The following is a 23,796-nucleotide window of genomic DNA, read 5'->3' as shown; positions in this document are numbered from 1 at the left end:
GGATGCTCCTTGCTCCTCAGAGTTCGCGCAGGCGCGCGACGAGTTGGGCCCCGGTGAGCGGCTCACGGGCCACCACCAGGAGTGTGTCGTCGCCTGCGATCGTGCCGACGACTTCGTGCAGGGCGGCGCGGTCGAGCGCGCTCGCCAGATAGTGGGCCGCACCGGGTGGGGTGCGCAGGACGGCCAGGTTCCCACTCGCGTCCGCGGACACGAGCACCTCCCCCAGCAGGCGCGCCAGCCGGGCGGTGCCGCCCTCGATGCCGCGCACCGGGCTGCCGTCGTCGGGGATCACGTAGGCGCCGCGGACCTTGACCGCGCCCAGCTCGTCGAGGTCGCGTGACAGCGTGGCCTGCGTGGTGGCGATGCCCTCGGACTCCAGCAGCCCGAGCAGCTCGGTCTGGCTGTGCACGGCGCGGTCCCGGACCAGCTCCACGATCCGGGCCTGGCGGGCCGCGCGCGTCCCCGTGGTCATGCCTGTCGGAGCAGCCACGAGAGCAGTGCCTTCTGCGCGTGCAGCCGGTTCTCGGCCTCGTCCCAGACGGCGCTGGCCGGGCCGTCGAGGATCTCGTCGGTGATCTCGTCGCCGCGGTGAGCGGGCAGGCAGTGCAGCACGATCGCACCCGGGGCGGCCCGATCCAGCAGCGCCGCGTTGACCTGCAGCGGACGGAACGGCGCCGCGCGGTCGAGACCGTCGTGCTCCTGCCCCATCGACACCCAGGTGTCGGTGACGACGACCTCGGCGCCGTCGACCGCGGCGTGCGGGTCGGCGACGAGCTCCACGCCTCCGCCCGTCTCCGACGCCCGGTTCTTCGCGTCGCGCAGCACGCCGCCGTCGGGCTGGAAGCCCTCGGGGGCGCAGACCCGGACGTGCAGCCCCGCGGTCGCACCGCCGACCAGCAGCGAATGGGCCATGTTGTTGGCGCCGTCACCGAGGTAGGTGAGCGTGAGCCCGGCCAGGCGCCCGAAGCGCTCCCGGATCGTCTGCAGGTCGGCCAGCACCTGGCACGGGTGGAACTGGTCGGTCAGGGCGTTGACGACCGGCACGCTCGACCCGCTCGCCATCTCCTCGATCCGCGACTGGTCGCCGGTGCGCCACACGATCGCGTCGACGTAGCGGGACAGCACGCGGGCGGTGTCGGCGATCGTCTCGCCGCGCCCGAGCTGGCTCGCCCGGGCGTCGACGATCAGGGGGGTGCCGCCGAGCTGGGCGATCCCGACCTCGAACGAGATCCGGGTGCGCGTGGACGGCTTGTCGAACAGCACGGCGACGGCCTTCGGCCCGGCGAGCGGGCGCTGGGCGAACCGGTCGGCCTTCATCGCGTCGGCGAGGTCGAGGACCTCCCGCTGCTCGTCGGGCGTGAGGTCGTCGTCGCGCAGGAGGTGCCTAGTCATCGCTGCCCGCGTCCAGGAATCCGGGGAAGGCCGCGAGGAACTCGCGGGCCTGCTCGCGCGTGAGTACCAGCGGCGGGACCAGGCGGGTGCGGTCGGGCACCGCGTTGTTGACGAGGAAGCCGCCCGCCCGCGCCGCGGTGGCGACGGCCGTGGAGACCGGCTTGCGCAGGCCGATGCCGATCAAGAGCCCGGCCCCGCTGACATCGGCGACGAGCGGGTGGCCCAGCGCCTCGACGCCCGCGGCGATCTCCTTGCCCACCAGGGTCACGTGCTCGAGCAGGCCATCCTGCGCGATCGTGCGCAGCACGGCCAGCGCGGCGGCCGCGCACACCGGGTTGCCGCCGAAGGTGCTGCCGTGCTGGCCGGGGCCGAACAGCTCACCGGCCGCGCCGAGCGCGATGCAGGCGCCGATCGGCAACCCGCCCGCGAGGCCCTTGGCCAGCGTCACGACGTCGGGCACGACCCCGGCCTGCTGGAACGCGAACCAGGAACCGGTGCGCCCGATGCCGGTCTGCACCTCGTCGAGCACGAGCAGCGCTCCGCGCTCTGCGGTGATCCGCCGCGCGGCCTGCAGGTAGCCCTCCGGCGGGGTGACCGCGCCCGCCTCGCCGAGGATCGGCTCCAGGAACACCGCGGCGGTATCGGCGTCGACGGCCGCCTCGAGCGCGGCGACGTCGCCGAAGGGGACGTGCTCCACCCCCGGCACCAGCGGGTGGAACGGCGCCCGCTTGGGCTCCTGCCCGGTGAGCGCGAGCGCCCCCATCGTGCGGCCGTGGAAGGCGTTCTCGCAGCCGACGACCTTCGGCCGGCCGGTGCGGCGGGCCAGCTTGAACGCGGCCTCGTTGGCCTCCGCCCCCGAGTTGCAGAAGTAGACGCGGCCGGGGGCGTCGATCAGTTCGAGCAGCTTCTCGGCCAGCTCGAGGGGCGGCTCGGTGATGTAGAGGTTGGACGTGTGGCCGAGCGTCCGCATCTGGGTGGTGACGGCCTCGATGACGGCCGGGTGCCCGTGGCCCAGCGAGTTCACCGCGATGCCTGCGACCAGGTCGAGGTAGCGGTTGCCCTCGGCGTCCCAGACCTCGGCGCCGCTGCCGCGCACGAGCGTGAGTGGCGGGGTGCCGTAGTTGTCCATCATCGCGGCCTGCCACCGCTGGGTCGTGTCCGTCAGCGCTGACGATTCGCTCGCACGCGCGCTCATTCCGGGACCACCATCGTTCCGACTCCCTCGCTGGTGAACACTTCGAGCAGCACCGAGTGCGGCACCCGCCCGTCGATCACGTGGGCCTGTGGCACCCCGCCGCGCACCGCCCGGAGGCAGGCCTCCATCTTCGGCGCCATCCCGCTCGCCAGGCCGGGCAGCATCGGCTCCAGCTCGTCGGCGCTGAGCGAGCTGATCACCGACTCCGGGTCGGGGTAGTTCGCGAAGAGCCCCGCCACGTCTGTCAACACGACGAGCTTGGCCGCCCCCAGCGCCGCGGCCAGCGCGGCGGCCGCGCTGTCGGCGTTGATGTTGTAGACCGTCCCGTCGACGTCCGGGGCGACGCCCGCGACGACCGGGATCCGCCCGGCCCGCACGATGTCGAGCACCGCGTCCGGGTTGACGTGCACGACGTCGCCGACCAGCCCGATGTCGACCGCCTCGCCGTCGACGAGCGCGGTGCGCTGCTCCGCGGTGAACAGGTGCGCGTCCTCACCGGACAGGCCCACCGCGTACGGGCCGTGCTTGTTGATCAGCCCGACGAGCTCCCGGCCGACCTGCCCGACCAGCACCATCCGCACGACGTCGATCGTCTCCGGGGTGGTGACGCGCAGGCCGCCGCGGAACTCGGCGGGCAGGCCGAGGCGGTCGAGCATCGCGGTGATCTGCGGGCCGCCGCCGTGCACGACCACGGGGTGGATGCCTGCGAGGCGCAGGAACACCATGTCCTGGGCGAAGGCCTGCTTGAGCTCCTCGTCGATCATGGCGTTGCCGCCGTACTTGACCACGACGATCTTGTCGTGGAACCGCTGCAGCCACGGCAGCGCCTCGGCGAGGACCCCCGCCTTCTCGCCTGCGCGCTCCAGCCGCGCCTCAAGAGGAGTATGCACTGTTCTCCTCCACGTAGCCGTGCGACAGGTCGGTGGTGAGGATCTCCGCCGCGCCGTCGCCGAGGCCGAGCGCGATCTCGACGAGGACGTCCGCGCCCTTCAGGTCGGCGGCGGAGCGGTCGCCCGCGGCCACGCCGCCCTGGCAGAGCAGCACGCCGTTGATGGTGACGTCGATCCGGTCGGGGTCGACCGCGGCGTCGGAGTAGCCGACGGCGGCCGCGATCCGGCCCCAGTTCGGGTCGGAGCCGAAGAGCGCGGTCTTGACGAGGCTGTCGCGGGCCACCGTGCGGGCGACCGTGACGGCGTCGTCCTCGTCGGCCGCGCCGGTGACGTTGATCGTGATCCGCTTCGTGACGCCCTCGGCGTCGGCCTGCATCTGCCGCGCCAGGTCCTTGCACAGGTCGGTCACCGCGGCGCCGAACGCCTCGGCGTCGGGGACGACCCCGGACGCCCCGGAGGCGAGCAGCAGCACGGTGTCGTTGGTGGACATGCAGCCGTCGATGTCGAGCCGGTCGAAGCTCACCCGCACCGCCGGGCGCAGGGCCGCGTCCAGGGCGGGCGCGTCGAGCACGGCGTCCGTGGCGATGACCGTGAGCATCGTGGCCATCGACGGGGCGATCATCCCGGCACCCTTGGTGAACCCGCCGATGCTCCAACCCGCGACGTCGGTGTGGGCGGCTTCCTTGGCCACGGTGTCGGTGGTCATCACGGCGGTGGCGGCGGCCAGACCGGCCGCGGCGTCGGCGCCCAGGGCCGCGTGCGCGGCGGCCACGCCGTCCAGGACGTTCTCGCGGGGCAGCTGCGAGCCGATGAGCCCGGTGGAGCACACCGCGACCTCGATCGCGCCGCACCCGAGCAGCTCGGCGGCCTTCTCCGCGGTGGCGTGGGCGGTCTGGAAGCCCTCGGGACCGGTGCAGGCGTTGGCGTTGCCCGCGTTGAGCACGACGGCGCGCAGCTTCCCGGTGGCGAGCACCTGCTCCGACCACAGGACGGGGGCGGCCTTCACCTGGTTGCGGGTGAAGACGCCCGCAGCGGCGTGCCGCGGGCCGTCGTTGACGACGAGGGCGAGGTCGGGGCCTGCGCCGGTGCGGATTCCGGCGACGACGCCCGAAGCCCGGAAACCCTGGGGAGCCGTGACACTCACGGAGCCACCCCCGTGACCGGAAGACCTGCGGTCTCGGCCAGGCCGAGCGCCAGGTTCATGCACTGGATCGCGCCGCCGGCGGTGCCCTTCGTCAGGTTGTCGATCGCGGCGACGACGACCAGCCTGCCCGCGTCCGGGTCGACCGTGACCTGGAGCTGGACCGTGTTGGCGCCCAGGGTGGACGCGGTGGCGGGCCAGCTGCCCTCGGGGAGCAAGTGCACGAACGGCTCGTCGGCGTAGGCCTTCGCGTAGACCTCGACCGCCTCGGCCGCCGTCACGCTCGTGCGCGCCGTGCAGGTGGCGAGGATGCCGCGCGGTAGCGGGGCGAGTACCGGCGTGAAGCTCACGGTGACCGGGGCGCCGGCCGCGGCCGACAGGTTCTGCGCCATCTCCGGGGTGTGCCGGTGCACGCCGCCCACGCCGTAGGCGGACAGCGAGCCCATCACCTCGGCGCCGAGCAGGTGCGGCTTGAGGGACTTGCCCGCACCGGACGTCCCGGTGACGGCCGTGACGACGACCTCGGGCTCCGCGATGCCTGCGGCCAAGGCCGGGGCCATGGCCAGGCTCACCGCGGTGGGGTAGCAGCCGGGGACGGCCACGCGCTTCGCGCCCCGCAACGAGTCGCGGGCGCCGGGTAGCTCGGGAAGGCCGTACGGCCAGCTCCCGGCGTGCGTGCCCCCGTACCAGCGCTCCCACGCGGCGGGGTCGGCGAGCCGGTGGTCGGCGCCGCAGTCGATCACCACGGCGTCGTCGCCGAGCTGGGCGGCGAGCTCCGCGGACTTCCCGTGGGGCAGCGCGAGGAAGACCACGTCGTGCCCGGTGAGCATCTCGGCGGTGGTGTCCTCCAGCACCCGGTCTGCCAGCGGGAGCAGGTGGGGCTGGTGCGCCCCCAGGCGCGTGCCCGCGCTCCCGCCCGCTGTGAGTGCCCCGATCTCCACGTCCGGATGCGCGAGCAGTAGCCGGAGGAGCTCTCCCCCGGCATACCCGCTCGCACCCGCCACCGCTACCCGCGCCATGCGTATGACTATGCACGCCGACGCAATCTGATGCAATCGACTTCGGCCGTGACCTTGCCGGCGGCCGGTGGCCTCGGGATCGCCACCCCCCATGATCGGCAGGTGGGTGCGAGAACGGCCGGATCCGGCCGCGTTCGCGCCGAACCGCTGATCACGGCCGGCTCGGGTGCGTTCAGCGGAACGAACCGGGGTGCCGCTCAGGACGAAACCGTCTTGCGGGCGGGCCGTTCCCGGCCCGGGCCACATTGAGTTCCCCATTGCTGTCGCCACAGCAATGGACAACCGCTACTGCGGATCATGCCGCGGGAGGCCACCGCCGGACGTGCCGCAGACCATGATCACGGCCTGCAGTGGTCTCAGCCCATCGTCTTCTGGCCGTCCAGGGACTCCCGGATGATGTCGGCGTGCCCGGCGTGCTGGGCCGTCTCGGCCACGATGTGCAGGAAGGCCCGGCGCGCCGACCGGTGGGCGCCCTTCGGGAACCACGGCGCCTCGGGGAGCGGGTGGGACAGGTCGAGGTCAACGGTGGCGACGAGCTCGTCGGTGCGCCGGGCGACCTCGTCGTAGCGGGCGAGCACGCCTTCCAGGGTCTCGTCCGGGAGCAACTGGAAGCCGGCCTTGAAGCTCTCGATCAGCTCCGGCGACGGCTCGCTCCAGTCGACCCCACCGCCCATCGCCTCGGGCCCGTCGACGATGAAGTCCACCCATCCCTTCTCGATCTCGGCGACGTGCTTGATCAGCCCGCCCAGGGTCAGCTCGCTCGCCGTGGTGCGCTGCCGGGCCTCGTCGTCGGTGAGCCCCTGCACGGTGTGACGCAGGAACTGGCGGTGCGCCGTGAGGGTCTCGAGGATGTCGGCACGCTCGCCGGTCAGCGCGGTGGTGATCATGGCGGGGGCCTCCTGGGTGCTGGTCATCGGGTTCTCGCTCTCGGTATCGGCGCTGTTGAGGACTACGTTAGGGCCCTCAAGTGCCACTTTCTGACCTCAATTGGCGAGAATCTTCCGGACATGGCGAACACGAGCTCACGGACACTGCGGTTGTTGTCCCTGCTGCAGACCCACCGGTACTGGCCGGGGCCGGAGCTGGCCGACCGGCTCGGCGTCTCGGTGCGCACGCTGCGGCGCGACATCGATCGGCTCCGGGAGCTCGGCTACCCGGTGGAGGCCAGCCGCGGCGTCGACGGCGGGTACCAGCTCGCCCCGGGCGCGGCGCTCCCCCCGCTCGTCCTGGACGACGAGGAGGCGGTCGCCCTCGCGGTCGGCCTGCAGGCCGCCTCACAGGGCGGCGTGGCCGGGATCGCCGAGTCGTCGGTGCGCGCGCTCGCCAAGGTGGTGCAGGTGATGCCGCCGCGGCTGCGACGGCGGGTGGACGCGCTGCGGGCAATGACCGTGCCCGTCACCTGGGGCGCCGCCCCGGCGACCGACCCGGCCGTCCTCACCGCCCTCGCGCAGGCGTGCCGCGACACCGAGCGGATCGAGTTCGGCTACCGCGCCGCAAACGGCGAGCGCACCGACCGGCACGTGGAACCGCTGCGGCTCGTGTCGCTCGGGCGGCGCTGGTACCTCGTGGCCTACGACCTGGGCCGGCACGACTGGCGCAGCTTCCGCGCCGACCGGATCGACGCGCCGCGGACGACCGGCGCCCGGTTCCTGCCCCGGGCGCTCCCTGCGGAGGACGCCGCCGCGTTCGTGCGGGCGTCGGTGGACCAGCGGGCCTCGGGGTGGGACGTCGAGCTGGTCGTCGACGCGCCGATCGCCCGCGTGCGGGCCCTGGTGGAGCGGTGGGGCACCGTCGAGGACGCAGGCGGCGGCCGGTGCCGACTGCGGATGCGGGTGGACTCGCTCGACTGGCCCGCGATGCTGCTCGGCGCGCTCGGCGCCGACGCGGAGATCGTCTCGCCGCCCGAGCTGCTCGACCACGTGCACGGCTGGGCGCAGACGTTCCGCCGGCTACGGATCGGGAACGGCGCGCCCGCGCAAGCCGCGGACCCGCGCCCCGAGATCACGCCATAGCGGCTCACCCGCTCCGGGGTGGGCGGCACGCGATGTCGCCAGCCGCTACTTCACGGCCCCTGCGGTCAGGCCGGCGATCAGCTGCCGCTGCAGGACGATGAACAGCAGGATCACCGGGAGCGAGACGATCACGCCACCGGCGGCGAGCAGACCCCAGTTCACCGTGAACTCGGTGATGAAGAACTGCAGCGCGACCGGCAGCGTCCGTACCGCCTCGTCCTGCGCGAGCATCGCCGCGAACGTGTACTCGTTCCAGGAGACGATGAAGATGTAGAGCGCCGTCGCCGAGATCCCGGGAACGGCCGTCGGCAGCAGCACCCGGACGAAGGCGCCCAGCCGGCTGCAGCCGTCCACGCGGGCGGCCTCCTCCATCTCGACCGGCAGGGCCGCGAAGTAGCCGGTCATCATCCAGACCGCGAACGGGATCGTGAAGGAGCTGTACGCGACGATCAAGGACGCGTAGGTGTTCAGCAGGCCGGTCACCCGCATGATGTCGTAGATCGGGATGAGGATCAGCACCGTCGGGAACATCGGGATGACGAGGAACAGCGTCATGAAGAAGCGCCGGCCGCGGAAGCGGAACCGGGCGAACGCATAGCTCGACGACATCGAGATGATCAGGCCGAGCACGGTGCTGCCGATCGCGACGATGAAGCTGTTGGCGAAGTAGCCGAAGAAGTTCATCCGCTCGAACAGCATCACGAAGTTCTCGAGCGTCACCTGCGACGGCAGGTACTCCAGCGGGCGGACGAAGATGCGCGCTTCAGGCATGACCGACGTCTTCAGCAGCCACAGGAACGGCCCGAGGGACAGCAGGATGACCGGGACCGCCAGCAGCCAGATCACGAACACGCTTCGGCGCCGGCGCGCGGCGACCGGGAGAGCTGTTGCCATGGTCAGTCGTCCTTCCGCATCTGCCGGACGTAGAGGTGCACGACGACCAGCAGGATCAGCGCGAGCAGCACGCTGACCGCCGACGCGTACCCGAAGTCGAGCCCGCGCACGGCCTCGAAGAAGGTGACCACCGGCAGGGTGGTCGTCGCGAAGTTCGGCCCACCGGCCGTCATGATCCAGATGATCTCGATCGAGTTCGCGAGCCAGATGATCCGCAGGAGCGTCGTCGTGCGGATCGTGTCGATGATGCTGGGCCAGGTGATGTAGCGGAACCGCTGGAGGGCCGACGCACCGTCCAGGTGGGCCGCCTCGTACATCTCCGCAGGCACCGCCTGCAGGGCCGCCAGCAGCATCAGCGCGAAGAACGGCATCCCGTGCCAGGTCATCGCGATCACGACGACGGCCATGGCCGTGCTCGGGTCGTTCAGCCACGGGATGCCCGTGTCGATGAGACCGATCCGGATCAGCAGGTCGTTGACGACGCCGAGGTTGCCGTCGAGGAGCCAGCGCCACAGCAGCGCCACCACGGCGCTGGGCACCACCCACGGCAACAGGACGGACGCACGCAGCACGAGGCGGCCGGGGAACGCCCGGTTCATCAGCACCGCGATCGCCATGCCGATCACGAACTGGATCGGCAGCACCGCACCGACCCAGATCGCGGTGGCCCGCAACGCGCGCCAGAACATCTCGTCGGTCAGCGCCCGGACGTAGTTGTCCAGGCCGGAGAAGTAGACGTTGTCCGGCTCGCGCAGGTTGTAGTGGTGCAGGCTGTAGCCGATCGACTGGGCGATCGGGAATGCCACGACCAGCGCCACCACGCCGCATGCCGGGAGCAGCAGCAGGTACGGGAGCAGGAGGTCCCGGGGCCGGCGGCGGGCTCGCCGCACCGGCGTGGCCGGTGGGGTGCCTGCCTGGCGTCGCGCGACGCCGGCGGTTGCAGGTGCACCAGCGCTCACGGTCTACCGCACATCCTCGGCGAGGCGGCCCGCGAACTCCGCGCTGGGCATCTCCCCGGACAGGGCCGGCTGGGTGAGCTGCGGCCAGGTCTGCTCGGCGAGCCGCGCGTAGCCCGCGCGCTCGGTGAACGGGATGAGGTACGCATCGGGGAGGCTGTCGATCGACACCTTCGCGAACGGGTTCTCCTGGAAGTACGGGTCGGCGCCGACCGACTGACGCACCGGCAGCCCGCCGTCCTCCGTGCAGAAGATCCGCATCGCCTCGGGCGAGGCCAGGTAGGACACCCACTCCCAGGCGGCGTCGGGGTCCTGCCCGCCCGCGTAGACGGCGTTCATGCTGGGGCCGAACTCGGTCCACCGCTGCCCGGACGGGCCCACGGGCATCGGGACCGCCCGGATGTTCTCCGCGCCCAGCGTCGAGACGAGGGTCTCCGACGACTTGACGTGGTGGATGGCGGTGCCGGTGACACCGGCCTTCATGTTGTTCATCAGCTGCTCGAACCCGTCGCCGGACGCGGTGGGGGGCACCACCTCGTGCCGGCGCGCGAGATCCAGGAACCAGTCGGTGCCGGCGATTCGCTCGGGCTGGTGGAAGACCGGGCCGCCGTCCTGGCCCCGCACCGCTTCCAGGCCGCCCAGCGTGGCCAGCCAGATGAAGTAGTGGATGTGGCCGTGCGTGGCCCCACGCAATCCGTACCCGTACCGGCCTGCGGCCGGGTCGGTGATCGCGCGGCAGGCCGCAACGAAGTCGTCGGTCGTACGCGGCTCGGGCAGCCCGGCGGCCCGGAACCAGTCGGGCCGGTAGTACAGGTAGCTCACCAGGCCGTACCAGGGCATGGTGTGCAAGGGGGCGCTCTCGTCGCCGAGGCGGGAGCCCAGCACCGCGGTGGGGACGAAGTCGTCCTTGTCCGGCAGCGCGTCGAAGTACTGGTCGAGCGGGTGCAGCGCACCCATCGCGGCGACGTCGGCGACGTTGTTGACGTGGATCGCCGATGCGTCCGGCGGGTCGCCCGCGTTGATCGCGGCGAGCAGCCGCTCGTACACGGCGCTCGCCGGCATCAGCTCCACGTCGACCTCGATCGACGGGTGGTTCTCGTTGAACCGGTCGGCCAGGTCGTTCAGCACCCGCGACGTCGGGTCGTCGACCCACGCCCAGTAGCGCAGGCGCAGCTTCTGCGATCCGCCGGAGGAGCCCGGGCTGCCCGTTCCCGGCCCGGGGATGCAGGCGCTCAGCGCGGTTCCCGCCGCCGCGAGTCCCGCTCCGCGCAGCAGGGTCCGCCGGCTGATCCTCGATGTGGAGAGAGTCATCGTCACGCCCTCCCCGCCACCGCGCCCGCGGCCGGCGAACCCGGTTCGACGTGGTCGGACCAGGAGTGCCTGCGGCGGCGCCCCTGCGTCGACACCATCGCCCCGAAGGGCAGCTCGTCCACCTCGTACCGCTCGGCGTCCGCGCGCAGCTCCAGGCCGTGGCCGGGCCGGTCGCTCAGGGTGATCCAGCCGTCGGCGACGACCTGGTGGTTGTCGACGATCGCTTCCCACCCCGGCCAGACCAGCTCGACGCCGAGGTGCAGCGGCATGACCGTGCCGATGTGCGCCATGAAGTCGCCGGGGCAGTTCATGGTCGCCACCGGCAGCTCGTAGGCCGCCGCGAGCTCCGCGACCTGCAGCGCCCCGGTGATGCCGCTCGTGTACTGGCCCACCTGCACGATGTCGACGGCCTCGCCGTGGACCAGGGGGAGGAAGTCCCACGTGCCGTTCAGGTTCTCGCCCGTGGCGACGGCGGTGGCGATCTGGCGGGACACGGCGCGGAGGCCGCGCACGTCCCACCGTCGCGTCGGTTCCTCGCACCACTCCAGGTCGAAGGTCTTCTCGACCTCGCGGACGTACCGCACGGCCTCCTTCGGCGACCAGTACTCGTTGGCGTCGATGGCGAGCCGGGCCGTGCGCCCGTCCTTGCTCAGGGCCTGGCGCATCAGCTCGATCCGCCGGAGGTCGGCCTCGAGGTCGCGGCCCACCTTCAGCTTGCCCAAGGTGATCCCGAGGTCGGCCATCCGCCCGTAGAACGCGGTGATCTCCTCGTCCGACAGCGGCAGGTCGATCCCGCTCGCGTAGGCCAGGACCTGGCCGGACGAGGCGCCGAGGGTCTTCCACAGCGGCTCGCCGTTCGCCTTGGCCTTGAGGTCCCACAGTGCGACGTCGAGGTGGCAGATCGCCTCCTTGACGATCCCCTCGACGCCGCCCTTGAAGGCGCGGTCGGCCATCCGCTGCCAGAGCCCGCGGACACCTGCGGGGTCCTCCCCCACGAGCATCTCCGCGAACTCGACGACCGTCTGCCGGGACCCCGGGTTCCCGAGGCTGAGGCCGGTGAGGCCCTCGTCGGTCTCCAGCTGCACCGCCATGACCGTGGCACGGCTGCGTCCCACGGGATCGTTGGCGTCGCCGATCGGGCGCTGCAGGGGAACCTGGAACACTCTGGTCGTCACGCCGGTGACGGCAACCACGTCTTCTCCTCGGGGTCGAGCGCTGCGCGCGCCGGTCGTCCCGGATCGCAGCGGGGCATCGGTGGACGAGCCCCGCGCCGTGGGACCGCGGAACGTCGCGTGCGGGAAATGGCGGTCGCGGCAGTGGACGGATGTGGGCATCGCGACGGGTCCACTCCACCGACGCGGCCGAGACGTGCCCGCCGCACGGTCGAGGTCGAGTCCCATGTGATCTCCCTTGATCCACTGCCATTAGTTGCCAACTAATAACGCGGAGGAGGCTAGATCGGCCGCAAGGAGGGGTCAATAGTTGCTATCCAACTTTGGCCGCGAGAGGATCGACGCCAGTCGAGCAACGGTGAGGGGGAGGACGTGACCGATGAGCGGGCGTACCGCCCGGGCTACCAGATCGCCGCGGAGCGGATACTCGAGCACATCCGCGCGGCCGGCCTGAGCCCTGGCGACCGGCTGCCGACCGAGAAGCAGCTCGCCGCCGAGCTCGGGGTGAGTCACACGGTGGCACGCGAGGCCGTCAAGCTGCTGTGCGCGCGCGGTCACCTCACCGTGCGCAAGCGCGCGGGGATCTTCGTGGCACGCCCGGACGACCGGCTACCGCCGGAGATCTGGGGCAGCCTGCTCGTCGAGAACCTCGAACACGTCGAGATGCTGTTCGAGTGCCGTCGGACGATCGAGGGGCAGACGGCGGCGCTGGCCAGCCAGCGGGCCACCCCCGTACAAGTCCGCGCGCTGCGGGAGTTCGCCGAGCGCACGGTCGCCGCCGCCGAGTCCGACGACCAGGCCGCGTTCATCGAGGCGGACGAGGAGTTCCACCGGGCCCTCGCGGAGGCCGCGCACAACACGTTCCTGGCCTCCATCGTGGAGACGATCTCCGCACTCAAACTCAGGGTCCTGACCGTCGGGCTCGGCACCGAACCCGGCACCGGGATGCGTCGAGGCGCCGCCGAGCACCAGGCCATCGCCGCCGCCGTCGCCGACGGGGCCACCGAGGCGGCGGAGTCGGCGATGCACGTCCACGTGGACAGGGCACTGGCCGGATACCGCGCGGAGGTGCAACGCAACCTCTTCGCCGCCACCACCCCCGCACCTCCGGGCTGATTCCCGCAGCGCGTCCGGCTACAGGGGCGCGGAACCAGGAGACCGCGACCTCCCCGAAGCGCTGCGCGGCCCGCGAGAGGTAGGCGTCCTTCCCACCCCACCAGCGTGAGCACCGAGATCGCCCGCCGCGAGCGGACGGCCGGCCGCGCGGACGACCGGTGCGGCCACTGCCACGGTGCTCGCCGTGCAGGGTGCGACCCCGGCCGGCGTCGCCCTCCTCGCATCCGGCCGGCTCGGGTCCCCCTTCTCCCGGGCCGAGCGTGACAGTCTCACCGACACATTCCAGCCGTGGGACCTGCGGGGACGCTGTCGGGGCCGGGCCGTACGGTGCCGGCGTGCACCAGATCGTCGAGCGGCTGCGGGCCGATCTCGCCGCGCAGGCGGACCCGTCCGCGGCCGTGGAGATGCAGCGCTACATGAAGTCGGCGATGCCGTTCCGCGGGGTCGCGAAGCCGGCACGCGAGCGGTTGCTCAAGACCGCGGTCACCGCGCATCCGCTCGCCGACCCCGGGGAGCTGGCCTCCGTCGTGCGGGAGCTGTGGGACGGCGCCGAGTTCCGGGAGGAGCGCTACCTCGCCCTCTCGCTCACCGGCCACCGCCGGCACCTGCCGTGGCTCGACCCCTCGTGGGTGCCACTGCTGCGGCACTGGATCGTCACGGGCGCGTGGTGGGACTTCACCGACGAGATCGCGAGCCGCCGGATCGGGCCGCTGCTGCGGGCACACCCCGACGAGCTGCTGCCCGTGGTCCGCACGTGGATCACCGAGCCGGACCGCTGGCTGCGCCGCACGTCCGTCATCTGCCAGCTCCATGCGGCGGGGTCCACCGACATCGCGCTGCTCACCGATGCGATCGAAGCCAACATCTCCGACCCCGACTTCTTCCTCCGCAAGGGCATCGGATGGGCCCTGCGCCAGCACGCCCGGATCGACCCGGACTGGGTCCGCGCGTTCGTCGACGGCCACCCCGGGCTCTCGCCGCTCTCGCGCCGCGAGGCCATGCGCCACCTCGGCGGCTGACCCGCAGGCCCCCCGGTGCGACGCTGATCGTTCACTGCGCGCCTCGCACGCCCCGAGCCGAGACCGCGACTCGCGGAGTGGCCCGGGGTGAATTGCGCGGAACGGGCCCGGAGCCCGGGGGTGGCTGGTTACCGTCGCTGCGTGTGGCGGGCGCGGGCGTGCTGGGTGGTGATGGCGCTCGTGCTGCCGCTCGCCGGAGCGGGATGCACGACCGTCGTCGCGGGGTCGGCCGCGCCGGCGGCACCTCGCATCGACGGGCTCGACGCCGACGTGCTGGCCGACGAGTGCCTGCTCACCGCGGCGGAGTTCGGCGAGCTCGTGGACCTGCCGGTGCAGCCGCCGGAGCAGGGCGCGGTCGACCGCGGCGACGGTTCACGCAGCGCCGCCTGCGTGGTGGTGGCAGGGGCCGAGCCGGTCGCGCTGGTCAACGTCTACGGGGTTCGCGCGGGCGCTCCCGCCGACTACGTCAGGGCCGCAGGCGCGGCGGGCAGGCGCGAGCTGCCGGGGGTCGGTGCCGGGGCAGCCGTGATCGGCACCGCGGCGGGACCCACCCTGCAGCTCGCGGGCGAGCGGTACCTGGTCACGATCCTCGTGTCGGGCAGCGTGCCATCGGACGAGGAGTGGCGCGCCGCCGCCGAGGCCGCGCTGTCCCGACTCCCCGTCTAGCCGCGCAGCTCCGCCGAGTGCCGCTGCGCCGCCAGCGCGACCGCCGCGTCGCGGGCCTCGTTGGCCTCCTCGCTGGTGAGGGTGCGATCCGGGGCGCGGAACCGGAGCGTGAACGCCAGCGACCGGCGCCCGGCGCCGACCTGCTCGCCGGTGTAGACGTCGAAGAGGCGGACGTCCTCCAGGAGGTCGCCGCCGCCGTCGTGCAAGGTGTCGGCGACGTCAGCGGCGGGCACCGCGGCGTCGGTCACCAGGGCGACGTCGACCGCGATCGGCGGGTACGGCGACACCTTCGGCGCGGGCCTGCGGTCCGTCAGCGGGATCGCGTCGAGGTCCAGCTCCATGGCGCAGGTGCGCTCCGGCAGCCCGAGTGCCTCCACGACCTTCGGGTGCAGCTCGCCCGCGTGCCCCACGACCCAGTCGCCGACGCGCAGGGCTGCGCACCGGCCGGGGTGGAACGGCGGGAGCGTGGCCGCGGTGACCCGCAGCTCGACGCCCGCCGCCTGCCCGACGAGCCGCGCGGCCTGCACGGCGTCGGCCCACCCGGCCGCGCGTCCAGGACCCCACCAGCCGCGCTGCTCGCGCTCGCCCGCGAGCACCGCTGCGACGTGCAGCGGCTGCACCGGCAGGGCGGCCTCGATCTGCGCCAGCTCGGCGTCGGACGGGCGTCCGCTGACGTCCGGGTCCGGCATCGGCTTCGGCTCGGCGTGCGGCAGCACGACCTGCCCGACGTGGAACAGGGCGAGGTCTCCCGTGCCGCGGGAGCGGTTGCGCACCAGCGTGTCCAGCAGCCCGGGCAGCAGGGTGGTGGCGAGCTCGGCGCGCTCGGCGTCCAGGGGGTTGAGCACGTGCACGGTGCGGCGGCGCACGTCGTCGGCCGGCAGCCCGAAGGCGTCCCAGGCGGCGGGCCCGACGAACGGGAACGGCTCCACCTCGACGTACCCGGCCTCGGCGAGGGCCCGCGACACGGCGCGGCGGCGCTCCTGGCCCGGCGTGTGCCCGCGCCCGGCGGGCGCGGGGGGCAGCACCGAGGGGATCGCGTCGTAACCCTCCAGTCGCAGCACCTCCTCCACCAGGTCGGCGGGCTGCGTGAGGTCCGGCCGCCACGACGGCGGGAGTGCGACGACGCGGGCGCGGCCGTCGTCACCGGTGACGAGGTCGACGGCGCAGCCGATCTGGGCGAGCCGCCGGACGGTGGCCCCGGGCGCGTAGGTGAGGCCTGCGACCTGGTCGGGCAGGTCGATCGGCATCCGCACGGGCGCGGCCTGCGGTGCCGCGCCGGCGTCGGTGCGGCCCGGCGCGAGGGTGCCGCCCCCGTGCTCGACGAGCAGCTGCGCGGCCCGCTCGGCGGCGACCGGTGGCAGCTGCGGGTCGACCACCCGCTCGAACCGCTTCGACGCCTCCGACGGCAGCTTGTGCCTGCGGGCGGCGCGCGCGATCACGGCCTGCTGGAAGTGGGCGGCCTCGATGAGGACGTCGATGCGCCCGTCCTCGCCGGGGGCTGTGCCGTCGGACCGGCCTCCGGCCGTGGCGATCTCGGTCGACGCCCCACCCATGACCCCGGCGAGCCCGATGGGCCCGGAGTCGTCGGTGATGAGCAGGTCGTCGGGGTCCAGGGTGCGCTCGACGTCGTCGAGCGTGACGAGCTTCTCCCCCGCCTGCGCCCGGCGCACGACGATCGGGCCGGACACCCGGCCGGCGTCGTAGGCGTGCAGGGGCTGGCCGAGCTCGAGCATCACGTAGTTGGTGACGTCGACGATGAGCGAGATCGGGCGCATCCCGGCGGCGAGGAGCCTGCGCTGCATCCACCACGGCGACGGCGCGGCGGGGTCGACGCCGTCGACGCGGCGGGCGACGAACCGGGCGCACCCCGGGTCCGGAAGCTCCACCGGCCAGGCGTCGCCGTCGGCGGCCGGCACGTCGACGCGGGCGGCGGGGTCGGCGAAGTCGACGTCGAGGGAGCCGGCCAGCTCGCGGGCGAGCCCGCGAACGGAGAAGCAGTAGCCGCGGTCGGGGGTGATGGCCAGCTCGACGACCGGGTCGTCGCGCCCCAGCAGCGGCAGCGCGTCGTCGCCGGGCTCGGCGGTGCCGGGCGGGAGCACCATGATGCCGGCGTGGTCGGAGCCGAGGCCGAGCTCGCGGGCGGAGGCGATCATGCCGTCCGACACGTGGCCGTAGGTCTTGCGCGAGGAGATCGGGAACGGCCCGGGCAGCACGGCCCCCGGCAGCGCAACGACGACGAGGTCGCCCGCCGCGAAGTTGGCCGCGCCGCAGATGATGCCGCGCACGTTCTCGCCGACGTCGACCTGGCACCACCGGATGGGCTTCTTGAGCCCGTCGAGGACCTCGAACTCCAGCACCCGCCCGACCACGATCGGGCCGGTCAGCTCCGGTGGCTCGTGGACGTCCTCGATCTCCAATCCGACGCGCACGAACGCCTCGGCGGTCTCGTCGGCAGGCGGGACCTCGACGTCGCCGATGTGCTCGGCGAGCCAGGACAGCGGAACACGCACTCTTCGCCCTCCGGGGCAGACTCAGACGCCGAACGCGCGGCTGAACCGCACGTCGCCCTCGACCATGTCGCGCATGTCGGGGATGCCGTTGCGGAACTGGAGCGTGCGCTCCAGGCCCATGCCGAACGCGAACCCGGAGTGCACATCCGGGTCGATGCCGCAGGCACGCAGGACGTTGGGGTTGACCATTCCGCAGCCGCCCCACTCGACCCAACCGGCCCCGCCCTTCTTCTCCGGGAACCAGACGTCGACCTCGGCGGACGGCTCGGTGAAGGGGAAGAACGACGGCCGCAGCCGGGTGCGGGACTCCGCGCCGAACATGGCGCGGGCGAACGCGTCCAGGGTGCCCTTGAGGTGGGCCATCGTGATCCCGCGGTCGACCGCGAGGCCCTCGACCTGGTGGAAGACCGGGGTGTGGGTGGCGTCGAGCGCGTCGGTGCGGAACGTGCGGCCCGGGCACACGACGTAGACCGGCAGCTCGCGCTCCAGCAGCGCGCGCACCTGCACGGGCGAGGTGTGGGTGCGCAGCACGGTGCCGGAGTTCTCGGACTCGCCCAGGTAGAACGTGTCCTGCATGGTGCGGGCCGGGTGGTCCTTGCCGAAGTTCAGCGCGTCGAAGTTCAGCCAGGACGACTCCACCTCGGGCCCTTCGGCCACCTCCCAGCCCATCGCGACGAACACGTCCGCGATGCGCTCGGCGATCTGCGTGATCGGGTGGCGGGCGCCGCGCGGGACGCGGTCCCACGGCAGCGTGACGTCGACGGCCTCCTCGGCGAGCACGCGCGCGTCGCGCTCCTCGACGAGCACCGCGCGCCGGGCGTCGAACGCCTCCTGAGCCTGCTGCCGCGCGGCGTTGACGCGCTTGCCGGCCTCGGCGCGGTCCGGCCCGGGCAGCGAGCCGAGCTCGCGGCGCGCCAGCAGGATCGGGGCGCGGTCACCCAGGTGCGCCGGGCGGACGGCGGCGAGCTCGGCGAGGTCGGACGCCTCGGCGAAGGCCCGCTCCGCGGCCGCGACGGCAGCCTTCAGCGCGTCGGGGTCCAGCAGGCTCGTGACACCGCTGGGGACGTCGAGGTCCGTGCTCTCAGACATGATGAGGGGATCCTATCGGCGACGTGCGGCGGCACTCGCGTAGAGGCAGACGGCGGCCGCGGTGGCCAGGTTGAGGCTCTCGGCGCGGCCGTGGATGGGGATGCGGACGCGGTGGTCGGCGCGCGCCGCGAGGTCGGCGGGCACGCCGTGCGCCTCCCCGCCGAAAACCCAGGCCACCGGCCCGGCGAGCACCGGCCCGGCGGCGGGTTCGTGCAGGTCCAGCTCGCCCCCCGCGTCGGCGGCGAGCAGGGTGAGCCCGGCGGCGGCGCACGCGTCCAGCACGGTGGCGGCGTCGCGGTCGCGCGCGAGCGGCAGGTGGAAGACGCTGCCCGTGGACGCCCGGACCGCCTTGCCGTTGTGCGGGTCGACCGTGTCGCCTGCCAGCAGCACGGCGTCGGCGCCCGCGGCGTCGGCCACCCGGATCACGGTGCCGGCGTTGCCCGGGTCGGTGATGCCCGCGCAGACGGCCACGAGCGACGGCCGCTCACCGAGCGCCACTCCGACTGCGACGTCGAGCAGGTCGCAGACCGCCACCAGGCCCTGCGGGGTGATGGTGTCCGAGAGGGCCGCTGCCGCCCGATCGGTCACCGGGCTGATCCGCGCTCCCGCGGCCGCAGCGGCCTCGACGAGATCGCGGTGCCTGTCGGCGGCCCCGTCCGTGACGAACAGCTCGTGGACCCGGGCGTACCGGACGGCCTCGCGGACCGCCTGCGCCCCCTCCACGAGGAACCGCCCGGCCCGATCGCGGCCTGCGCGGCGGAGCAGCTTGCGGGCTGCGACGACGCGCGGGGTGCGTTCGGTGCCGGGCGGGTCGGCCTGGACCGCGCTCAGGCGGCGCTCCCCTCCTGGGAGGGAACGTTGGCGCGGGCGAGCTCGACGAGCGCGGTGAACGCGGCCGGGTCGCTGATGGCGATCTCCGACAGGTTCTTGCGGTCGACCTCGACACCCGCGGCCTTGAGGCCCTGGATGAAGCGGTTGTACGTCATGCCGTTGGCGCGGGCGGCAGCGTTGATGCGGGTGATCCACAGCTGCCGGAAGTCGCCCTTCTTGGCGCGCCGGTCGCGGTAGGCGTAGTTGAGCGAGTGGAGCATCTGCTCCTTCGCCTTGCGGTACAGGCGCGACCGCTGCCCGCGGTAGCCGCTGGCCAGCTCGAGGGTGGTGCGGCGCTTCTTCTGAGCGTTGACCGCGCGCTTCACGCGTGCCATGAGGGTGTTCCTTCGTGTCGGGCCGGCGGCGGGGTGGCCGCGCGCCGGTCAGGCGGGATGGGTCGGTCCCTGGCCAGGGACGCGGCCGTCAGCGGCCGAGGAGCTTCTTGACGCGCTTGACGTCGGCCTTGCTCACCGGCACGACGCCGGACAGGTCGCGCGTCTCCTTGCTCGACTTGACCTCGAGGCGGTGCCGCAGGCCGGTCTGCTGGCGCAGCAGCTTGCCCCGGCCGGTGACCTTGACCCGCTTGGCGATCCCGCTGTGCGTCTTGTTCTTGGGCATGACAGTTCCGTTCACCGTTGACGCCCCCTTGGGGCGGGGACGTCGAGCTTGTCGTACTGGGCGTTCCGTCGAGCCGTCAGCCCTGCGGTGCGTCCGCCGGCCCGGCTGCGGGGGCGGTGGCACGCGGACGAACTGCCGGCTTCTTGTTCGGAGCGATCACCATCGTCATGTTGCGGCCGTCCTGCTTGGGCGCAGCCTCGACCGTGCCCAGCTCCGCCACGTCCTCGGCGAGACGCTGCAGCAGCCGGAACCCCAGTTCGGGGCGGGACTGCTCGCGACCGCGGAACATGATCGTGACCTTGACCTTGTTGCCACCCTCGAGGAAGCGCACGACGTTGCGCTTCTTGGTCTCGTAGTCGTGGGTGTCGATCTTCGGCCGGAGCTTCTGCTCCTTGATCGTGGTGAGCTGCTGGTTGCGGCGGGACTCCCTGGCCTTCTGCGCGCTCTCGTACTTGAACTTGCCGTAGTCCATGAGCTTGCAGACCGGCGGGCGGGCCTGGGCCGCGACCTCGACGAGGTCGAGCTCGGCCTCCTGCGCGAGCCGCAGGGCGTCCTCGATGCGCACGATGCCGACCTGCTCCCCGTTCGGCCCGACCAGGCGGACCTCGGGAACGCGGATGCGGTCGTTGATGCGCGTCTCTGTGCTGATGGGGTCTCCTCGTATCGACGTCGTGGGGTGCGACGGAGCGAAGACCCTGTGGCCGAGCCGACGAACCTACGGCTCGCCGGCGGACCGTGACCCGGACACCCTGGAGGTGGCGGGTGGGAGCGGGGCTCCGCTTTGTCGCCCTGACGCGCAGCACAACGCGCGACAGGGTGGTCGCATTCCGGAGGGTACCAGGTGCGTCCGCCGGTAGCGCGGTCAGGCCGGAGCACCGGCCCGCGACCGGGCGAACGCGATCGCGCCGGTGTCGCCGAGTGCGGCGCCCCGGGCGAGTAGGGGCTCGAACTCGGGTCCGAGTGCTGCTGCGGCGGCGTCCACGACGGCGCGTACGCGCGCCGAGTCGGCACCGTACGCGGTCGTGGCGCGTGGACTCGCCCGCATCGCGCCCAGCAGGACGGCGGCGTCACGGTGGTGACCGAGCCGCGACAGCGCCTCCGCGAGCGCCCGCACGGCGATCCACAGCTGGGTCCACGACCCCAGGCCGAGCCACGTGTCGAGCAGCGGCCCGAACCGGGCGAGGGCTTCTACCGGATCGCCCACCCGCGCAGCCGTGGTGAGCAGCGTGTGCCGCGCGACCCCGGCGAGGAAGGCCGCGTCGACCTCCTCGGCGAGCACGACGGCGCGCTCCAGGAAGCGTGCGGCGTCCGGGTCCCCGATCTCCGCGCGGCGCTCCCCGGCCGCGTACGCCGCCCACCCGCGTGCGGTCGGGGAGCCCATCCGCTCCGCCAGGCTGTTGGTCTCCGCCTCGTAGCCTGCGGCGGATGCGTCCTGACTTGCGTAGGCCGCGATGAGGACCATGTCGGTCAGGGCCATCACGAGGGTGGTCTCGTCACCCGCCGCCCGGGACAGCTCCGCGGCGCGCCGGCAGTGTTCCGCCGCGGGCGCCAGGTCGCCGCGGAACATCGCCGTGTTGGCGAGCACCTCGTACGCCTCTCGTGCCAGCAGGGGGTCACCGAGCCGCTCTGCGAGCTCGAGCGCGCGCCGGCAGCGACGCTCGGCGCCCTCGACGTCGCCCCGCTGCCATCGCGGCGCAGCGGACAGGCCGAGCAGCCGGGGCAGCAGCGGGTGCAGCGCGACCCGCTCGTCGGCCGCCGGATCGTCGCTGTCCGGGTCGTCGCTGTCCGGGTCGTCGCTGTCCGGGTCGCAGCCCGCCGTCCGGAGCGCCTCGTCGGCCATCCGCACGAGGTCGCCCCGCGCCTGCTGGAAGCCCAGCTCGGCGCAGACCACACCGAGCCGCAGCAGATCTTCCAGCGGGCCGTCCGTGCACAGCCACGCGTGCGCGCGGCGGACGTCGGCGAGGTGGCCGGTGAAGCGGTGGACGGCAGCGGGTTCGTCGGGCCGCGACCGCGCGACCGCAGCGTCGGATGCGAGCCCGAGCGCCCACGCCGCGTGCCGAGCGCGCAGCTGCGCCGCCGCCGGCTCGGACGCCAGCCGTTCCCGGGCGAACGCGCGCAGCGTGTCGAGCATGCCGAAGCGCGTGCCCTTGCGGACGACGAGCGACCGCTCCACGAGGTCGGGCAGTGCCGCCGCGTCGCCGCACACGGCGGCGACCGCCTCGGGCTCCACCGCGCCCGCGAACACCCCGAGCCGGACGAACAGCACCCGCTGCTCGTCGTCGAGCAAGCCGTAGGACCACGCGACGACGTCGCGCAGCGACCTGTGCCGTGGCGCCGCGTTGCGGCGCCCGTGGCCCAGCGAGTCGAGCGGCGCGTCGAGCGCGTCGAGCAGCCCGGCGAGGCCGAGCGCGGGGACCCTGGCGGCGGCGACCTCCAGCGCCAGCGGCAGCCCGTCGAGCCGCGCGCAGATCCGCTCCGCGAGCGCGGCGTCGGTCGGTGCAGCCCCGCCCGCGGCGCTGATCCGGTCGGCCAGCAGCTCTGCGGCCGGTGCCGGCAGCAGCGGCTCGACCTGGAACACCTGCTCGCCGTCCACCCGCAGCGCCTCCCGGCTGGTGGCGAGGACGTCCACGCCCGGGGCACCCACCACGACGGCGTCGACCAGGGCGGCCACGCCGTCGAGGACGTGCTCGCAGTTGTCGACGACGAGCAGCTGCCGTCGCACGGCGAGCACCTCCACGATGCGATCGAGGAGGCGACCCGAGCCGCCGCCGGACAGCCGGAGCGCCGCGCCCACGGCGACGGCCACGACGCCGGGGCCGACCACCGCACGGGGACGAACGGCGTCGAGCTCGACGACCAGGACGCCGTCGGGATACCGGTCGGCGACGGCAGCGGCGGTGTGCCGGGCCAGCCGGCTCTTGCCGACGCCACCGGGGCCGCAGAGCGTGACGATCCGGCGCTCGGCCAGCAACCCGGCCGCACGGGCGAGGTCGGCGTCGCGCCCGACGAACGAGCTGACCGGGACGGCAGGCGGGGGAGGCCTCGGCGGACCCGCGACCGCGGCAGCCGGTCCCCGGCGCAGCACCTCCTCGTGGAGGGCACGCAGCTCCGGCGAGGGGTCGAGGCCGAGCTGCTCGGCCAGTTCCCGGCGCAGCCCGGTGTACGCCCGCAGCGAGTCCGCGGGCCGACCGGCCGCCACCAGCGCGCGCATCAGGACGGCCACCCCGCTCTCCCGGATCGGGTCGGCCGCCACCAGCGCTTCCGCCGCCGCGACCGCCGCACCCGCCCGGCCTGCGGCGAGCAGGGCCTCCGCCCGCTGCTCGACGGCGGCGGCACGGAGCGCCGAGAGCCGAGCGACCTCGGGCTCGGCGGCCGGATCGTCGAGGTCGGCGAACGGGCGACCGCGCCACAGTCCGAGCGCCGCGTCCAGCTCGGTGAGCCGCGCCCCGGGTTCCGGCGCCGCCGCGGCGCGGGCGAGGTGCGCGGTGAACCGGCTGGAGTCGAGGTCGTCCGAGGCGACCACGAGCCGGTAGCTCCGGGCCCCGGTCTCGATCGTCACATGCGCGGGCAACAGCCTGCGCAGGCGCGCGACGTTGGTCTGCAGCGCGGCGTCCGGATCGGCGGGTTGCTCGTCGCCCCACACGATCTCGGCGAGGGTCCCGCACCCGACCTCCGCACCTGCGTGCAGAGCGAGGGCCGCGAGCAGCCGGCGTTGCCGGCCGCTGGCGACCGGGATCCGGACGCCGTCCGAGGCCAGCAGGAGCAGCGGCCCGAGCACGCCGACAGTCACATCGGTGCTGCTCGCGGCCGCCATGCCGCGATTGTGGTGGGGACCGGGCATGGGCGATAGCGCCGTCCGTTGCAGAAGGGTGCGGGTGCCGGAGGTGACAGTCCGGTGAGAGGGATCCGACAGACGGCGTTCCTAA

At 73.4% G+C, this 23,796-nt stretch carries 22 protein-coding genes; 4 read left to right on the top strand and 18 right to left on the bottom strand.

From position 1 onward, the window contains the following. Positions 1–16 precede the first annotated feature (16 nt). The 7 genes from FHX44_RS30485 to FHX44_RS30455 form a co-directional block, all read right to left on the bottom strand. Positions 17–472, bottom strand: a complete 456-nt coding sequence (locus tag FHX44_RS30485; protein ID WP_147258938.1) for an arginine repressor — start codon at positions 470–472, stop codon at positions 17–19. Next, positions 469–1,392, bottom strand: a complete 924-nt coding sequence (gene argF / locus FHX44_RS30480; RefSeq protein WP_147258937.1) for an ornithine carbamoyltransferase — start codon at positions 1,390–1,392, stop codon at positions 469–471. The genes FHX44_RS30485 and argF overlap by 4 nt, the downstream gene beginning before the upstream one ends. Further along, the gene (locus tag FHX44_RS30475; RefSeq protein ID WP_147258936.1) at positions 1,385–2,587 is read right to left on the bottom strand and encodes an acetylornithine transaminase; all 1,203 of its coding nucleotides are present in this window, start codon (positions 2,585–2,587) and stop codon (positions 1,385–1,387) included. Before FHX44_RS30475 ends, argF begins: the two co-directional genes overlap by 8 nt. After that, positions 2,584–3,477: an acetylglutamate kinase gene (gene argB / locus FHX44_RS30470; RefSeq protein ID WP_147258935.1), complete on the bottom strand. Its 894-nt coding sequence runs from the start codon at positions 3,475–3,477 to the stop codon at positions 2,584–2,586. The genes FHX44_RS30475 and argB overlap by 4 nt, the downstream gene beginning before the upstream one ends. After that, positions 3,461–4,621: a bifunctional glutamate N-acetyltransferase/amino-acid acetyltransferase ArgJ gene (argJ, locus tag FHX44_RS30465; protein WP_147258934.1), complete on the bottom strand. Its 1,161-nt coding sequence runs from the start codon at positions 4,619–4,621 to the stop codon at positions 3,461–3,463. The genes argB and argJ overlap by 17 nt, the downstream gene beginning before the upstream one ends. Beyond that, positions 4,618–5,637, bottom strand: a complete 1,020-nt coding sequence (argC, locus tag FHX44_RS30460; RefSeq protein ID WP_147258933.1) for an N-acetyl-gamma-glutamyl-phosphate reductase — start codon at positions 5,635–5,637, stop codon at positions 4,618–4,620. The genes argJ and argC overlap by 4 nt, the downstream gene beginning before the upstream one ends. Positions 5,638–5,993: 356 nt before the next feature. After that, the gene (locus tag FHX44_RS30455; RefSeq protein ID WP_147258932.1) at positions 5,994–6,551 is read right to left on the bottom strand and encodes a DinB family protein; all 558 of its coding nucleotides are present in this window, start codon (positions 6,549–6,551) and stop codon (positions 5,994–5,996) included. Between the two features lie 93 nt (positions 6,552–6,644). Between FHX44_RS30455 and FHX44_RS30450 the strand changes: the two genes are divergently transcribed. Continuing rightward, complete coding sequence (locus FHX44_RS30450) at positions 6,645–7,649, top strand: helix-turn-helix transcriptional regulator (protein WP_147258931.1); 1,005 nt, start codon at positions 6,645–6,647, stop codon at positions 7,647–7,649. A 45-nt stretch (positions 7,650–7,694) separates the two neighbouring features. On the opposite strand, the gene FHX44_RS30445 is transcribed toward FHX44_RS30450, so the two are convergent. From FHX44_RS30445 to FHX44_RS30430, 4 genes are read right to left on the bottom strand one after another with little or no spacing between them, the layout of a single operon-like run. Then, entirely contained in the window at positions 7,695–8,543 is an 849-nt protein-coding gene (locus FHX44_RS30445; RefSeq protein ID WP_147258930.1) for a carbohydrate ABC transporter permease, read from the bottom strand. 2 nt (positions 8,544–8,545) lie between these two features. Continuing rightward, complete coding sequence (locus FHX44_RS30440; RefSeq protein ID WP_147258929.1) at positions 8,546–9,502, bottom strand: carbohydrate ABC transporter permease; 957 nt, start codon at positions 9,500–9,502, stop codon at positions 8,546–8,548. Between the two features lie 3 nt (positions 9,503–9,505). Then, positions 9,506–10,810: an ABC transporter substrate-binding protein gene (locus FHX44_RS30435; RefSeq protein ID WP_147258928.1), complete on the bottom strand. Its 1,305-nt coding sequence runs from the start codon at positions 10,808–10,810 to the stop codon at positions 9,506–9,508. Positions 10,811–10,812: 2 nt separating this feature from the next. Continuing rightward, positions 10,813–12,003, bottom strand: a complete 1,191-nt coding sequence (locus tag FHX44_RS30430; RefSeq protein WP_170309099.1) for a mandelate racemase/muconate lactonizing enzyme family protein — start codon at positions 12,001–12,003, stop codon at positions 10,813–10,815. Between the two features lie 351 nt (positions 12,004–12,354). Here FHX44_RS30430 and FHX44_RS30425 point away from each other — a divergent pair, with 351 nt between their 5' ends. The 3 genes from FHX44_RS30425 (at position 12,355) to FHX44_RS30415 (ending at position 14,783) form a co-directional block, all read left to right on the top strand. Further along, positions 12,355–13,098, top strand: coding sequence for a FadR/GntR family transcriptional regulator (locus FHX44_RS30425; RefSeq protein WP_147258926.1), 744 nt, complete (start codon positions 12,355–12,357; stop codon positions 13,096–13,098). A 335-nt stretch (positions 13,099–13,433) separates the two neighbouring features. Beyond that, the gene (locus FHX44_RS30420; RefSeq protein ID WP_246170670.1) at positions 13,434–14,117 is read left to right on the top strand and encodes a DNA alkylation repair protein; all 684 of its coding nucleotides are present in this window, start codon (positions 13,434–13,436) and stop codon (positions 14,115–14,117) included. Positions 14,118–14,258: 141 nt separating this feature from the next. Further along, positions 14,259–14,783 carry a hypothetical protein gene (locus FHX44_RS30415; protein WP_147258924.1) on the top strand — a complete coding sequence of 175 codons (525 nt, stop codon included), beginning with the start codon at positions 14,259–14,261 and terminating at the stop codon, positions 14,781–14,783. On the opposite strand, the gene pheT is transcribed toward FHX44_RS30415, so the two are convergent. The 7 genes from pheT to FHX44_RS30380 form a co-directional block, all read right to left on the bottom strand. After that, on the bottom strand, positions 14,780–17,293 hold the full coding sequence (pheT, locus tag FHX44_RS30410) for a phenylalanine--tRNA ligase subunit beta (RefSeq protein WP_147258923.1): 2,514 nt from the start codon (positions 17,291–17,293) through the stop codon (positions 14,780–14,782). The genes FHX44_RS30415 and pheT overlap by 4 nt on opposite strands. Positions 17,294–17,314: 21 nt before the next feature. Continuing rightward, positions 17,315–18,382 (bottom strand): phenylalanine--tRNA ligase subunit alpha, encoded by a 1,068-nt coding sequence (pheS, locus tag FHX44_RS30405; protein WP_147258922.1) that lies wholly within the window; start codon positions 18,380–18,382, stop codon positions 17,315–17,317. Between the two features lie 12 nt (positions 18,383–18,394). Beyond that, complete coding sequence (locus tag FHX44_RS30400) at positions 18,395–19,213, bottom strand: TrmH family RNA methyltransferase (protein WP_147261589.1); 819 nt, start codon at positions 19,211–19,213, stop codon at positions 18,395–18,397. Continuing rightward, positions 19,210–19,587: a 50S ribosomal protein L20 gene (rplT, locus tag FHX44_RS30395; protein WP_147258921.1), complete on the bottom strand. Its 378-nt coding sequence runs from the start codon at positions 19,585–19,587 to the stop codon at positions 19,210–19,212. The genes FHX44_RS30400 and rplT overlap by 4 nt, the downstream gene beginning before the upstream one ends. A gap of 88 nt (positions 19,588–19,675) precedes the next feature. After that, on the bottom strand, positions 19,676–19,870 hold the full coding sequence (gene rpmI / locus FHX44_RS30390) for a 50S ribosomal protein L35 (protein ID WP_147258920.1): 195 nt from the start codon (positions 19,868–19,870) through the stop codon (positions 19,676–19,678). 76 nt (positions 19,871–19,946) lie between these two features. Continuing rightward, positions 19,947–20,534 (bottom strand): translation initiation factor IF-3, encoded by a 588-nt coding sequence (infC, locus tag FHX44_RS30385; RefSeq protein WP_147258919.1) that lies wholly within the window; start codon positions 20,532–20,534, stop codon positions 19,947–19,949. Positions 20,535–20,732: 198 nt separating this feature from the next. Next, positions 20,733–23,684 (bottom strand): ATP-binding protein, encoded by a 2,952-nt coding sequence (locus FHX44_RS30380; protein WP_170309098.1) that lies wholly within the window; start codon positions 23,682–23,684, stop codon positions 20,733–20,735. Positions 23,685–23,796 lie beyond the last annotated feature (112 nt).

The sequence above is a fragment of the Pseudonocardia hierapolitana genome, assembly GCF_007994075.1.
Classification (GTDB): Bacteria; Actinomycetota; Actinomycetes; order Mycobacteriales; family Pseudonocardiaceae; genus Pseudonocardia; species Pseudonocardia hierapolitana.
The sequence above is the reverse complement of the archived record's forward strand: the minus strand, read 5'-3'. Positions and strand labels throughout refer to the sequence as shown.